10 protein-coding genes are annotated in these 12903 nt (G+C 70.9%); 2 read left to right on the forward strand and 8 right to left on the reverse strand.

From position 1 onward, the window contains the following. Positions 1 to 91: 91 nt before the first annotated feature. From LDL48_RS31155 to LDL48_RS31170, 4 genes are all read right to left on the reverse strand, one after another. Positions 92 to 2497 (reverse strand): glycoside hydrolase family 2 protein, encoded by a 2406-nt coding sequence (locus tag LDL48_RS31155; RefSeq protein ID WP_225258700.1) that lies wholly within the window; start codon positions 2495 to 2497, stop codon positions 92 to 94. Positions 2498 to 2575: 78 nt separating this feature from the next. After that, positions 2576 to 3460, reverse strand: a complete 885-nt coding sequence (locus tag LDL48_RS31160) for a carbohydrate ABC transporter permease (RefSeq protein ID WP_225258701.1) — start codon at positions 3458 to 3460, stop codon at positions 2576 to 2578. Next, positions 3457 to 4464: a carbohydrate ABC transporter permease gene (locus tag LDL48_RS31165; protein ID WP_372472218.1), complete on the reverse strand. Its 1008-nt coding sequence runs from the start codon at positions 4462 to 4464 to the stop codon at positions 3457 to 3459. Before LDL48_RS31165 ends, LDL48_RS31160 begins: the two co-directional genes overlap by 4 nt. Before the next feature lie 61 nt (positions 4465 to 4525). Then, positions 4526 to 5812, reverse strand: a complete 1287-nt coding sequence (locus tag LDL48_RS31170; RefSeq protein WP_225258702.1) for an ABC transporter substrate-binding protein — start codon at positions 5810 to 5812, stop codon at positions 4526 to 4528. 310 nt (positions 5813 to 6122) lie between these two features. On the opposite strand from LDL48_RS31170, the gene LDL48_RS31175 reads away from it, so the two are divergent. Beyond that, entirely contained in the window at positions 6123 to 7160 is a 1038-nt protein-coding gene (locus LDL48_RS31175; RefSeq protein ID WP_372472219.1) for a LacI family DNA-binding transcriptional regulator, read from the forward strand. 6 nt (positions 7161 to 7166) lie between these two features. Here the strand turns inward: LDL48_RS31175 and LDL48_RS31180 are convergent, their stop codons facing one another. The 3 genes from LDL48_RS31180 to LDL48_RS31190 form a co-directional block, all read right to left on the reverse strand. Next, a complete protein-coding gene (locus LDL48_RS31180) occupies positions 7167 to 9800 on the reverse strand; it encodes a putative bifunctional diguanylate cyclase/phosphodiesterase (RefSeq protein ID WP_225258704.1) in 2634 nt (877 codons plus the stop codon). 232 nt (positions 9801 to 10032) lie between these two features. Then, the gene (locus LDL48_RS31185) at positions 10033 to 10308 is read right to left on the reverse strand and encodes a MoaD/ThiS family protein (protein WP_225258705.1); all 276 of its coding nucleotides are present in this window, start codon (positions 10306 to 10308) and stop codon (positions 10033 to 10035) included. Beyond that, on the reverse strand, positions 10308 to 11399 hold the full coding sequence (locus tag LDL48_RS31190) for a WD40/YVTN/BNR-like repeat-containing protein (RefSeq protein ID WP_225258706.1): 1092 nt from the start codon (positions 11397 to 11399) through the stop codon (positions 10308 to 10310). Before LDL48_RS31190 ends, LDL48_RS31185 begins: the two co-directional genes overlap by 1 nt. Positions 11400 to 11498: 99 nt before the next feature. Between LDL48_RS31190 and LDL48_RS31195 the strand changes: the two genes are divergently transcribed. After that, positions 11499 to 11924, forward strand: a complete 426-nt coding sequence (locus LDL48_RS31195) for a PH domain-containing protein (RefSeq protein WP_225258707.1) — start codon at positions 11499 to 11501, stop codon at positions 11922 to 11924. Here LDL48_RS31195 and LDL48_RS31200 read toward each other — a convergent pair. Further along, positions 11918 to 12844 carry a 2-hydroxyacid dehydrogenase gene (locus LDL48_RS31200; protein WP_225258708.1) on the reverse strand — a complete coding sequence of 309 codons (927 nt, stop codon included), beginning with the start codon at positions 12842 to 12844 and terminating at the stop codon, positions 11918 to 11920. The two genes, LDL48_RS31195 and LDL48_RS31200, sit on opposite strands and share 7 nt — an antisense overlap. Positions 12845 to 12903 lie beyond the last annotated feature (59 nt).

Raw genomic sequence — 12903 nt, forward strand, 5'->3', positions numbered from 1 at the left:
CCCAGGGGGGGTTTTTACGCTTGGGGGGGGCCCCGGCCGGGGCCCCCGGGGCGGCCCCCGCCGGCTCCCGTGCGTGCTTCGGCGCGGCCGGTCAGGCCACGTCGTTCACGCACCGGAGCGCCGGGTGCGCGGTCAGCGCGGCCGGGTCCAGACCGGTGGCGCCGCTGACCGTGAAGGTCACCGTCTCCCCCGGCAGGACGGTCACGCCGACGGCGTCCACCACGGCTTCCGGGTGTACGCGATCCGCCTGCAACGTCAGGTCCCGAAGCACGTTGTGGGCGGTCACCCGTACCCGGGTGAGGTCGCCGTCGGTGTCCACCGCGGCGTCGTAGGAGGCCGGCGACCAGCTGATGTCGCGGTCCTCGGCGAAGAACCAGAAGGCCCGTTCGCCGTCGGCGGTGTCGACCACCAGGAACTCCGCGGCCGGGTCGGCGGGCGTGGCCAGTTCCGGCGGCAGCGCGAGCGTGGTGGCCGAGCCGGGCGCGACGGTCGCGCCCGTCGCGAACTGGGCGACGACCACCCCGGCGAGGGTACGGCGGGAGACCGTGGCCGCGACCGTCCAGTCGGTCGTCGCGTCGTTCACCGCCACCACCGCCGGCGCACCGTCCCGGGGCTGCACGGTGAGCAGCCGGTCGGCGTAGGCGTGGCGCATCGCGTACCAGAGTGGTTTGCGGCGGCCGTCGCCGTCGATCGCCGCCCAGGACGTCACCGGCCAGCAGTCGTTGAGCTGCCACATGATGGTGCCGGCGCAGAGCGGGCGGAGCGACCGGAAGTGCTCGATGCCGTACGACACCGCGCGGGCCTGGTTCAGCTGGGTCAGGTAGTGCCAGTCGTCGAAGTCACGCGGCGGCGGCAGGTGGTGGTCCAGCCCGCGCTGCAGCTTGACGTCGCCGTCCATCGCCTTCTGGTGGTGCGCCATGCCGGGCGAGTCCGGCGCCAGCGGCTCGTCGGAGATCGCCCGCCGCAGCGTGGCGTACGCCGGCGGCGCCTGGAACCCGAACTCGGCGACGAACCGCGGGCGGTACTCCCGGTACTTGGTGTAGTCGTCGGTGTTCCACACGTCCCAGATGTGCGTGGTGCCGTGCGCCGGGTCGTTGGGGTGCCGGTCGCCGCCGGAGTACGGGCTGCCGGGCCAGTACGGCCGGGTCGGGTCGACCGACGTGACCACCCGGTGCAGCAGGTCGAAGTAGTAGCCGGCGCCCCAGGTGCGGCCGCCCAGCTCCTCCTTCCAGCCCCAGTCCTCGTGGCCCCAGATGTTCTCGTTGTTGCCGGTCCAGAGCACCAGGCTGGGATGCGAGGCGAGCCGGACCACGTTCTCCCGGGCCTCCGCCTCGACCTCGGTGGCGAACGGTTCCTCCTCCGGGTAGGCGGCGCAGGCGAACAGGAAGTCCTGCTGCACCATCAGCCCGTAGGCGTCGGCGAGGTCGTAGAAGTCGTCGGTCTCGTACAGTCCGCCGCCCCAGACCCGCAGATAGTTGACGTTGGCGGAGACTGCCTGGGTGAACCGGGCGGCCAGCCGCTCCCGGGTGATCCGGGTGACGAACACGTCGTCCGGAATCCAGTTCACCCCGCGCACGAAGACCGGCACGTCGTTGACCACGAACTGGAACGGCGTGCCGTCCGCGTCCGGCGTGGTGTGCAGCCGTACCGACCGGAATCCGATCTTGCGGGACCACGAGTCGAGCGGTTCCCCGCCCTCGTCGGTGACCGCCACGTCGAGGTCGTACCGGTGCTGCTCGCCGTATCCGCGTGGCCACCACAGCTCGGGGTCGTCCACGTTCAGGATCAGCAGCGCCTCGTCGCCGGTGATGGTGGCCTGCGTGCGCCGGCCGGCGACGGTGGCCGCGACGGTGACCGGCGCGGCCGAGGCGCGTTCCAGCCGGACCCGCAGCTCCACCCGGCCCACGCCGTTGGCGACGGTGACCTGCGGGCGTACCTCGGCCAGCCGGGCCACCGACCAGCTCTCCAGCCCGATCCGCTGCCAGATGCCGGCGGTCACCAGCGTCGGGCCCCAGTCCCAGCCGAAGTTGCAGGCCATCTTGCGGATGAAGTGGAACGGTTCGGGATAGGCGTTCGGGCGGTCGCCGAGGCGCTTCTGCTGCGCCTCGGCGTACCCGTACGCGGAATCGAAGGTGATCCGGAGCCGGTTCCGGCCCGGGCGCAGGGCCGCCCGGGCGTCGAACCGGTAACTGCGGTGCATGTTGGCGGTCCGGCCCAGCTCGACACCGTTCAGGGCGATGGTCGCCACGGTGTCCAGCCCGGCGCAGAACAGATCCGTCCGATCGCCCGACTCGACGTGGTCGAAGGTGGTCTCGTAGACCCATCCGGTGCGGCCGATCCAGGCCACCTTCGACTCGTTCTCGTTGAGGTACGGGTCCTCGATCAGGCCCGCCGCGAGCAGGTCGGTGTGCACGCAGCCCGGCACGGTGGCCGGCAGCTCGTGTACGTCGCCGCCCGAGACGGTCCAGCCGTCATGCAGTGGAACGTGCCGGATCACAGACTCTCCCTATTGCTTCTCAAGCTGCGCCAACCTTGTCGTGCCCTCCTGGCCCTTGCTTCGCTGCGGTGCAGTCGGTCACGACTTGACGGCGCCTTCCATGATTCCCCGGACGATCTGCCGCCCGCCGATGATCAGCAGAATGAGCAACGGCACGGTCGCCGCGAACGCCCCGGCGAGCACCCGGCGGTAGATCACGTAGTTGCCGCTCGCCAGGTCGGACAGGGCCACCATCGAGGTCGGGAACTCGGTGCCGTTCAACGTGATCAGCGGCCACTGGAAATCGTTCCAGGTCGCCACGAAGGTCAGCAGGCCGAGGACCGCGAGCGCCGGCCGGATCGCCGGAAGGATGATGTTCCAGTAGATCCGCATGGTGAGCGCACCGTCGATGCGCGCCGACTCGATCAGCTCGTCCGGCACCGCGTGCTGGACGAACTGTCGCATGTAGAACACCCCGAACGCGGTCACCAGACCGGGTGCGATGACCGCGAGCAGCGTCCCGTTCCAGTTCAGCTTGCCCATCAGGATGTAGAGCGCCACGACACCGAGCTGGTTGGGCACGGTGAGCGTCAGGATCACCACGACCATCAGCGCGTTGCGGCCCTTGAACCGCAACTTGGCGAACGCGAACCCGGCCAGCGAGCAGAAGAACAGGGTGGACAGCGTGATGACGCTGGCCACGATCACGCTGTTGATCAGCGAGGCGGCGAAGTAGACCTGCTGCAGGCTGAAGACCTCCCGCAGGTTGTTCATCAGCTCGCCGCTCGGCGTCACCGTGGGCGGGATGGACGAGACGGCCTCGTCGGTGCTCGTCGCGATGACGAACATCCAGTACAACGGGAACGCCGAGACCAGCATGACCGCGGTCAACGCCAGGTACGTACGCCAGTTGCCGCGGGTGTCCTGCGGCGCCCGGCCGATCTCCGCCCGCTTACGCGGGGTCGCCGGAAGGGTGGCGGTCATCGTTTACCTCCTCCGCCCAGGCGGTTGGTCGCCAGCGCGTTGAGACCGGCGACGACGAGGATGATCAGGAAGAGGGCCCACGACATCGCCGCGGCGTACCCGAGGTTGAGGTCCTTCCAGCCGACCTTGTAGATCAGCTGCGCGATGGTCTGGTACTGGCCGTTGGAGCCACCGCTCGCGCCGGCCGGATTCTCGTCGAACAGCATCGGCTCGTTGAACAGTTGCAGGCCGCCGATGGTGGACAGGATCACGGTGAAGACCACGACCGGCTGGATCATCGGCACGGTGATCTGCCACAGCTGCCGCCACGGGCCGGCGCCGTCCACCGCGGCCGCCTCGTAGACGTCCTTCGGGATGGACTGCATCGCGGACAGGTAGAGCAGCGCGTTGTAGCCGATCCACTTCCAGTTGACCATGGTGGCGATCGCGATCCACGAACTCCACTTGTCGGCCCGCCAGTCGATCGGGTTCTCGGTGCCGATGCCGACCAGCGACAGCACCCAGTTCGCCATGCCGCCGTCCCGGGTGAAGAAGACCGCGAAGACCAGGGTGGACGCCGCGACCGGGGTGACGTACGGCAGCAGCACCCCGACCCGCCACCAGGTGGTGGCCCGGAGCTTGCGGTTCAGCAGGTTGGCGATCATCAACGCGAGCAGAAGCTGCGGTACGGACGACAGGATGAAGATGCCGAACGTGTTGATCAGCGCGTTCCAGAAGTCGTCGTCGCCGAGCAACTTGGAGAAGTTCTCGAAACCGGCCCAGCCGGTCTGCGTCGGATCGTCCAGTCGCCAGTTCCGCAGCGCCACCACACCGTTGAAGATGATCGGGAACAGGCCGAACACGGCGAACAGGATGAAGAACGGCGCGACCAGCAGGTACGGCATGAGCTTGGTGTCGAACCGGTAGAACCCGAGGCGCCAGCCACCCGGGTCCTTGGGTGCCGGCCGCTGCTGCGCCGGCGTGTCCGCCCTGCTCGGCGGCCGCTCGATGAGGGACACGGTCACGTCCTCCCTTGGATCGAGCGACGGGGCGGCCGCAGCCGCCCCGTCGCGATTGACGTGTCTGTCAGGAGGTGGCGGCCTTCTCGGCTTCCTTGACCGCTTCGGCCCAGGCAGCGCTGGTCGACAGCTTGCCCTGCTGCACGCGGGTGATCACGTTCTCCACGGCGACCCGGGTCGGGCCGTTCTTCCGGCCCAGGTACTGCGGCTTCAGGTTCTCCGCGGTGGTGGCGAAGATCTGGCCGGTGGGCGCGTTGCTCATGAACTCCTTCTTGAAGTCCAGCACCGCGGGGTCCTTGTAGAGCGCCGGCTGCGACGGCAGGTTACCGACGGTCTTGAAGACCTCGATCTGCTGCGCCGGCTGGATCATCCACTCGACGAACTTGTACGCCTCGTCGACGTTCTTGCCCTGCGACGGGATGGTCCACCACGAACCGCCCCAGTTACCGGCGCCGCCCGGGATGGTGGCGATGTCCCACTTGCCCGCCTGGTCCGGCGCGGTCTTCTGGATGTGGCCCAGCATCCACGCCGGGCAGGCCAGCACGGCGAACTGGTCCTTCTTGAAGCCCTGGTCCCAGTTCGGCTGGAAGCTCTGCAGGTTGGCCGAGAGCCCGGCCTCGATCGCCTTCATGCTGACGTCGAACGCGACCTTCGGGCCACCCTCCATGACGAGCTTGTCCTGCTCGTCGTAGAAGCCAACCGGCTGCTGCGCGTTCACCGGGTTGAACAGGTTGGTGCCGGAGTCGACGAACTTCTTCTTCGAGTTCTTGACGTACGTCTTGCCGGTCTCGATGAACTTGTCCCAGGTCGGCCAGAGCGCGGAGACCTCGTCCCGCTCGGTCGGCAGGCCGGCCGCCTTGAACAGGTCGCTGCGGTAGCACATGGCCAGGCCACCGACGTCGGTGCCGAGACCGATCTGCTTGCCGTCCGGCGACTGCGAGTTCTTCCACTTCCACGGCAGGTACTTCGACTCGTACGAGCCGGCGCCCTTGTCGTTCAGGTTGACGAACTTGTCGGCCTGGCTGCGGAACTGAACGATGAAACCTTCGTCCACCGCCGAGATGTCCGGGGCGCCGTTGCCGGCCACCAACTTCTTCTGCAGATCCTCGTGCTGGGCGTTGAACTCACCCGAGTTGAGGACGATCTTGACGTTGGGGTTGGCCTTCTCGTAGTCGGCCTTCAACTTGTCCAGCCCCATGTCGCCCCAGAAGTTGACCTTAAGGGTGACCTGGGCGTTTCCATTCGAATCGGTGTTACCGCTCTCCAGGCTCTCACCGCTACAACCGGCGACCACGAGCATCGCTGCGAGGCCGGCCGCGACGACCGAACCGCCACGCTTGCCGAACCGTTCCATAACTCCTCCACCCGAGGGAAAGTGTCGAGAGAACTTACTGAACCGGATAAGTGACGTGACGGTATTCACTCGGTTGAGCCATGTCAATAGCGTGTTACGGGACCGTGTCCTAACCGGTCAACAGGGTCTAGAGAGTGGTCTAAACAGGGCTAAAGGCGAAAGAATGCCACCGGGTGGTTACACAGCGGGACGTGGTCTGCGACACTTAACCGCTCAAGTGATCAGCCCTTGTTAAGTTATTTCAGTAGAGAGATAACGTGAGAGCGCTCTACCGGCCCGGATTCCGGGTCGTCGATGACGCCTGTCCGGCATGGCAGAGGGAGAACGAGTGAAGCGGCCCACGATCGCCGACATCGCCCAGCGCGCGGGTGTGTCCAAGGGCGCCGTGTCGTACGCCCTCAACGGCCAGCCGGGCGTCTCCGAGGCCACCCGGCAGCGCATCGTCGCCATCGCCCGGGAGATCGGCTTCAACCCCAACAGCGCCGCCCGGGCACTGTCCGGCGCCACCGCCAAGGCGGTCGGCCTCACCCTGTGCCGGCCCGCCCGGATACTGAGCATCGAACCCTTCTTCATGGGCCTGATCAGCGGCTTCGAGGCCGAGCTGGCGGCCCGGTCGTACGCACTCACGCTGCAGGTGGTGGCCACCCCCGAGCACGAGATCGAGGTCTACCGGCGGTGGTGGGGCGAACGCCGGGTGGACGGCGTGTTCGTCAGCGACCTCCGGGAGAATGACGTCCGGATCGCGGTGCTCCAGGAACTCCAGTTGCCGGCCGTGGTGATCGGCGGGCCCGGCAACACCGGCACCATCGCGCAGATCTGGTCCGACGACGCCGGCGCCGTCACCGAGGCGGTGCGCTACCTGGTCGCCCTCGGCCACCGGCGGATCGCCCGGGTCGGCGGCCTGCCCGACCTGCTGCACACCCAGACCCGGACCCGGGCGTTCAACGAGGTGTGCGCGTCGCTGGGCATCGACAACGCGGTCACCGTGCCCAGCGACTACACCGGCGAGGAGGGCGGCCGGGCCACCCGGCGCCTGCTGATCGGCGCGGACCGGCCCACCGCGATCATCTTCGACAACGACGTGATGGCGGTGGCCGGACTCGCGGTGGCCCAGGAGATGGGCCTGAACGTGCCGGCCGACCTGTCCATCGTCGCCTGGGACGACTCCCCGCTGTGCAGCCTGGTGCACCCGCCGCTGACCGCGCTGAGCCGGGACATCTCCGAGTACGGCGCCCACGCCGCCCGGCAACTGCTCGCCGCGGTGGCCGGGGAACGGGTCACCAACGCCGAGGCCGGCACCGCCCACCTCACCCCGCGCGGCAGCACCGCACCACCCCGGCAGCCCTGACCCGGCTCAGGCCAGGCCGGTGCGCCCACTGTCCAGATAGGCCTCGATGCGCTCGGCCGGGCCTGGCCGTCCGACCGCGAAACCCTGCCCGTACAGGCAGCCGGCGGCCCGGGCGCGCTCGATCTCCTCGTCCGTCTCCAGCCCCTTCGCGACGATCTCCAGGCCCAGCCGCCGTCCCAGGCTGACCACCACGTCGATGACCGCCGGACCGGACGTCTCGGCCGGCGGGTTCACCAGCGTCTTGTCCAGCTTCAGCATGTCCACCGGCAGCCGCCGCAGGTGGGCCAGCGACGCCTGACCCGCCCCGAAGTCGTCGAGCGCGGCCCGGACGCCGAGTTTGCGCAGGCCGGCGAGGGCGGCCACGATGGCCGGCACGTCCTCGGCGATCCAGGTCTCGGCCACCTCGACGACCAGCCGTTCCGGCTCGACGGCGTACCGCGCGAGGGTGGCCGCCACCTGGTCCGGGAAGCGGGCGGTGAGGAGTTCCCGGGGCGCCACGTTCACCGACAGCCAGAACTCGCCGTCGCCGCCGGACCAGTTGGCGAGCCGGCGGCACGCCGTGTCCAGGACCCATTCGTCCAGCTCGGCGGCGATGCCCACGGCCCGCGCGATGGGCAGCAACTCGGCGGGCAGGATGGTGCCCAGCTTCGGATGCCGCCAGCGCAGCAACGCCTCCACCCCGACCGGCTGGCGGTCCCGCAGGCTCACCACCGGCTGGTAGACCAGGTCCAGTTCGCCCTTCTCGGCCGCGCTGAGCAGCTGCTGTTCCAGGTCCATCCGGCGGTGCAGCTGGATCTCGATGTCGGTGTCGTACCACTCGACCCGGTCCCGCCCGAGCTGGCGGGCGCGGCTGCGAGCCAGATCGGCGTGCCGCAGCACCTCGTCGGAGTCCGCGCCGCCGGCCAGCTCGGCGAGGCCCACGCTGGTGTGCAGCCCGACGATCGCACCGGGCAGTTCATACGGCTCGCTCAACGCGGTGACCAGCCGGGTGGCCAGCGCGTACGCCAGCACCGCACCGTCCGCGGTGAGCACCGCGAACTCGTCGCCGCCGAGCCGGGCCGGGACGTCGGTGTCGCTCAGCAGGCTGCGGATCCGCCGGCCCACCTCGATCAGCACCGCGTCGCCGGTCTCCCGGCCCTTGCCGTCGTTGACCTCGGCCAGCCCGTGCAGGTCGATCACCAGAAGCGTGCCCTGCTGCCCGGGACGCCGGCGGAACTCGAGCAGTTCCCGCATCAGCGCGCGCCGGTTGGCCAGCCCGGTCAGCTGGTCGGTGTACGACAGCCGGTGCAGCGTGCGCTCCAGCTGCCGCCGCTCGCTCACGTCCCGCACGTGCACGACCAGGGCCGCCACCTCGGGCACCGCGCGCTGATCGGCCACCGTGGACTCGGTGTCCCGCCAGACCCCGTGCCCGTCGCGGATCCGCGCGTTCACCAGGGCTGGCGACCCGCCGGCGTGCTCCCCGTCCAGCACGGACCTGATCGCCGCCTCGGCGCCGGCGACGTCGTCCGGGTGGATCAGCTCCCGGAAGTTGCGGCCCACCACCTCGCTGTCGGCCAGCCCGAACAACCGGGCCGCGGCGGGCGACTGCCAGCCGACCACCAGATGCTCGTTCAGCACCATGGTCAGGTCGGTGGCGCCGGCCACCAGGGACCGGAAGTGCGCCTCGTTCGTCTTCAGCCGGCCCGCGTACCGCCGGATGTCGCTGACCACGAGCAACTCGCGCATGGTCAGCACGGCCACCATGGACAGACCCAGGCCGATCGCGACCGGGTCGAACGTGCCCACCGTGATCAGGTGGTACGCGGCGGCCACCACCCCCACCGCGGCCGGCACCGCCAGCAGTGGATAGCCGGCCAGGTACTGGTCCGGCTCGCGCGGCTCGAGCCGCGGCGGGGGCAGGTCGCGCCGGGAGCCGCCCTGCGCGGTCAGGGTCAGGCCGGCCACCACGGGCAGGCCCAGCAGCGGCAGGGCGAACCCGTCGTCCTGGCCCTGGGCCAGCAGGCTGACGATCGCGTACGTCCCGAGGACCACCAGGACCGCGCCCAGCCCGCAGAGCAGCGAGGGACGCCGGTGCGGGCGGCCCCGCAGCACGGTCACCACCACGATGGACGCGCCGGCCGCGGCGATCAGGGTGGCCGGCAGGGTGGTGGCGGGTGCCCGGCCCATCGGCGGCACCAGCCAGGCGGCGAAGCCCAGGCTGACGCCCAGCCCGAGCCCGTCGAACGCCCGGCGCAACCGGACCGGCATCGTGGTGGCGGCACCGGGCAGCAGCATGGTGCCGAGCACGAACAACCCGGCCACCACGCCCAGCCCGAACGTCAGTGCCACCCGCGGGCTCGGCGGGCGCAGCAGCGGCAGCGCGACGGTGAGGCCGGTCGCCAGCGCCGCCATCCCGACGAAGCCGGCGCCGCGGCAGGCCGCGAACGTGCCGTCGGCGTGGTGGATGGCCAGCGCGGAACGCACCAGCAGCACCGTGGACCAGAGCGCGGTCAGGCCGACGCCGGCGACCAGGGCGGTGCGGGCGTTCACCAGCCCCGTGGCGCCGGCCAGCAGGGCCAGCACGGCGACCGCCGGGACAGCGAGGAGCCGGACCTGGTCGGCCGGGCGGGTCGGGGGGCGCGCGGTAGGCAGCAGTGCCACGTCAGCGGTCTCCTGCGCTGGGTGAGGGGCGGGCGGACGGGCGCGGCGGCGGGGAGGGGTCACTGCACCCACACCGGCTAACGCCCGTCCCTCGATCAGGTTACGGCGCGGTAGAAATGCTCTGCACGTTCGGATCGTCGGGTATGGATCGGCGCCGGTCAAACGCACGCCGGCCATTCGACCCGTCCGGAGCGCACGCCTGTCCCACCGGCCGATGCGCGCGGACGGCCGGCTACCCGCCCGCGACCGACGGCAGCACCTGGATCTCCGCCGTCGGCGGCACCGGCGTGTCCAGCCCGGCGGAACGGCGGCAGTCCTCCCCGTCGACATAGACGTTGACGTAGCGCCGCAGCACCCCCTGCTCGTCGCGGATCCGGCGTTCCAGCCGGGGCCACCGGCGGCCGATCTCGTCCAGCACCGCCGCCAGCGACCCGTCCGCGTCGACCCGCAGCCGGGACTCCCCACCGGCCTCCGCGCGCAGCACGCCGGGCACCAGCACCACCGGCATCAGCTCTGCACCGCCCGCACGCACAGCACGTCGGGGAGATGCGCGGCCACCGCCGACCAGGTCTCGCCCTCGTCCCGGGTGGCGAACACGTCGCCGGACCGGGTGCCGAAGTAGACACCGGCCGGCTCGCCGTCGTCCGTGGTCATCGCGTCGCGCAGCACCACCGGGTAATACGGGTCGGTCGGCAGGCCCTTCTCCTGCGGCTGCCAGGTCTCGCCCGCGTCGGTGGAGCGGAACACCCGGCAGCGCAGGTCGACCGGATGGCGCTCGCTGTCCGCGGTGAGCGGGAAGCTCCACAGCACGCCGGGCCGGCGCGGGTGCGACACGATCGCGAACCCGAAGTCGGACGGCAACGTCGCGGCGATCGACTCCCAGGTCCCGCCGCCGTCGCCGGAGCGGTAGACGCCATGGTGGTTCTGCAGGTAACAACGCTCCGGATCGGCCTGGTCGCGGGCCACCTTGTGCACGCACTGGCCGAACTCCGGCCACGGGTCGGGCAGGAAGTATGCCTTGACGCCGGTGTTCGACGGCGACCAGGAGGCACCGCCGTCGGACGTGCGGTAGACCCCGCCGGTCGACATCGCCACCAGCACCCGCTGCGGGTCGTCCGGATGCGGCAGGATCGTGTGGATCGCCTGACCGCCGTAGCCACCCTCCCACTGCGGCCGGTGCGGGTGGTCCCACAGGCTCTGCACCAGCGCATAGGTCCGGCCGCCGTCGGTGGACCGGAACAGCGCGGACGGCTGGGTGCCGGCATAGACCACGTCGGGCTCCGCCGGACCGGCCGGCGCGATCTGCCAGACCCGCTCGACCGCGGCGCCGGCCCCGGCGGGGAACGCCAGCGGCGCGGTGTCCGGCTCCTGCCAGGAACCTCCGAGGTCGTCGCTGATCGCCACGCTCGGCCCGAAATGCGAGTTGTCCACCCCTGCGAGGATGCGCGGCGGGCCACCGGGGCGCCTGGTGTCGAACGCCACGGCGTAGACCGACGTGCCGGCGAAGTGCGCGGAGCTCACCTGCCAGGTCCGCCGGTCGTCGTCGCTGGTGGCCAGGAACAGGCCCTTCTGGGTGCCGATCGCAAGCAGCGTGGTCATGGGGCACACACCTCGTCGTCTGTGCGGACTGGGGTTTGGCTGTGCCGGACATTATGCGCGCGAGGTCCGACAAGAATGGCTCGTCCGGCGGATGCGAGGATGACCGGCGTGAGCGACAAGCCAGTGCTGCGCGTCCGCAAGTCCGGTGCCCTGCTGGTGGCCGCGCTGATCGCGTTCGTGAGCACGGTGCCGCTGGCCGGTGCCCGGTGGGCGCTCACGCCACTGCTGCTCGTCCCGCTCGCGGCCGGCGTCTGGGCCTGGCGGGCCGGCACCGACGTCCACCCCGACCGGCTCCGGGTGCGGGCCCTGATCGGGACCACCGAGGTCCCGTGGTCCCAGGTGGCCGAGCTGGCCCCGGACCCGCGGGGCCGGGTGTCCGCGCTGCTGGACAACGGCAACGTCATCCGGCTCACCGGCGTGACCACGGCCAACCTGCCCGCGGTGCTGGCCGCGGGTGGTCAGCAGATGTCCCCCGCGCCCGACACCGACACCGACACCGACACCAACGAGACCGCGCCTCAGTAACCGTTCTCGACCACGTTGACCAGCGGCTCACCGGCCGCGAACCGGCGCAGCTGGGCACCCACCAGCCGGTAGGCCCGCGGCAGCAGGCCACGCACCGAGCCGCCGGTGTGCGGCGTGAGGAAGAGGTTGGGCAGCTGCCAGAGCGGGTGGCCGGCGGGCAGCGGTTCCGGGTCGGTGACGTCCAGCGCCGCGCTGATCCGGCCCTCGGCCAGCTCGGTGAGCAGCGCGGCGGTGTCCACCACCGGGCCCCGGGCCGCGTTCACCAGCAGCGCACCGTCCCGCATCGCGGCCAGGAACCGGGCGTCGACCAGGCCCCGGGTCTGCTCGGTCAACGGCACCACCAGCACCACCACGTCCGCGTGCGGCAGCAGCTCGGGCAGGTCGGCCACGCCGTGCACGTCGTCGTCCGGGCGGGCGGTCCGCGCCACCCGGGTCACGGTCACCTCGAACGGCGCCAGGTGGCGCTCGACGGCGCGGCCGATCGAGCCGGCCCCGACGATCAGCACCCGGGCGCCGGTCAACTCGGCGGTCGGCATGTACTCGTCGTACGCCCAGTCCTCGCGCGCCTGCGCCCGGACGAACGCCGGGAACTGGCGCAGCATCCCCACCGTGGCACCGACCACCCACTCGGCCACCGGCGCGTCGTGCACGCCCCGGGCGTCACAGAGCTGCACCCCGGCCGGCAACCGGCCCACCCAGGTGTCCGCCCCGGCGGAGAGCAGCTGCACCACCTCCAGGCCGGTCAGCTTGGCCAGCACCTCCGTGGCGCGCGCCGTGGCCAGGAACGGCGGCACCCAGAAGCGGAGGTCCGCCGGGTCGGACGGCAACGACCGCGGGTCCGGGCAGACCTCCAGCTCGACACCGAACGGCAGGTCACCGAGCAGCGTGCGGCCCTCTTCGTGCGGAATCCAGACTTTCACCACCCCAACCTAGGCCCTGTGCCGTCCGGACGGATCAGGTGTGCCGGACGTCCCGGCGC

This window comes from Jidongwangia harbinensis, from assembly GCF_020216025.1.
Classification (GTDB): Bacteria; Actinomycetota; Actinomycetes; order Mycobacteriales; family Micromonosporaceae; genus Actinoplanes; species Actinoplanes harbinensis.

Excerpts from the sequence above, each read along its gene's own strand:
- LDL48_RS31185 (WP_225258705.1), bottom strand. The coding sequence starts at position 10,308 with ATGCCGGTGGTGCTGGTGCCCGGCGTGCTGCGCGCGGAGGCCGGTGGG.
- LDL48_RS31190 (WP_225258706.1), bottom strand. The coding sequence starts at position 11,399 with ATGACCACGCTGCTTGCGATCGGCACCCAGAAGGGCCTGTTCCTGGCC.
- LDL48_RS31170 (WP_225258702.1), bottom strand. The coding sequence starts at position 5,812 with ATGGAACGGTTCGGCAAGCGTGGCGGTTCGGTCGTCGCGGCCGGCCTC.
- LDL48_RS31195 (WP_225258707.1), top strand. The coding sequence starts at position 11,499 with ATGACCGGCGTGAGCGACAAGCCAGTGCTGCGCGTCCGCAAGTCCGGT.
- LDL48_RS31160 (WP_225258701.1), bottom strand. The coding sequence starts at position 3,460 with ATGACCGCCACCCTTCCGGCGACCCCGCGTAAGCGGGCGGAGATCGGC.
- LDL48_RS31175 (WP_372472219.1), top strand. The coding sequence starts at position 6,123 with ATGGCAGAGGGAGAACGAGTGAAGCGGCCCACGATCGCCGACATCGCC.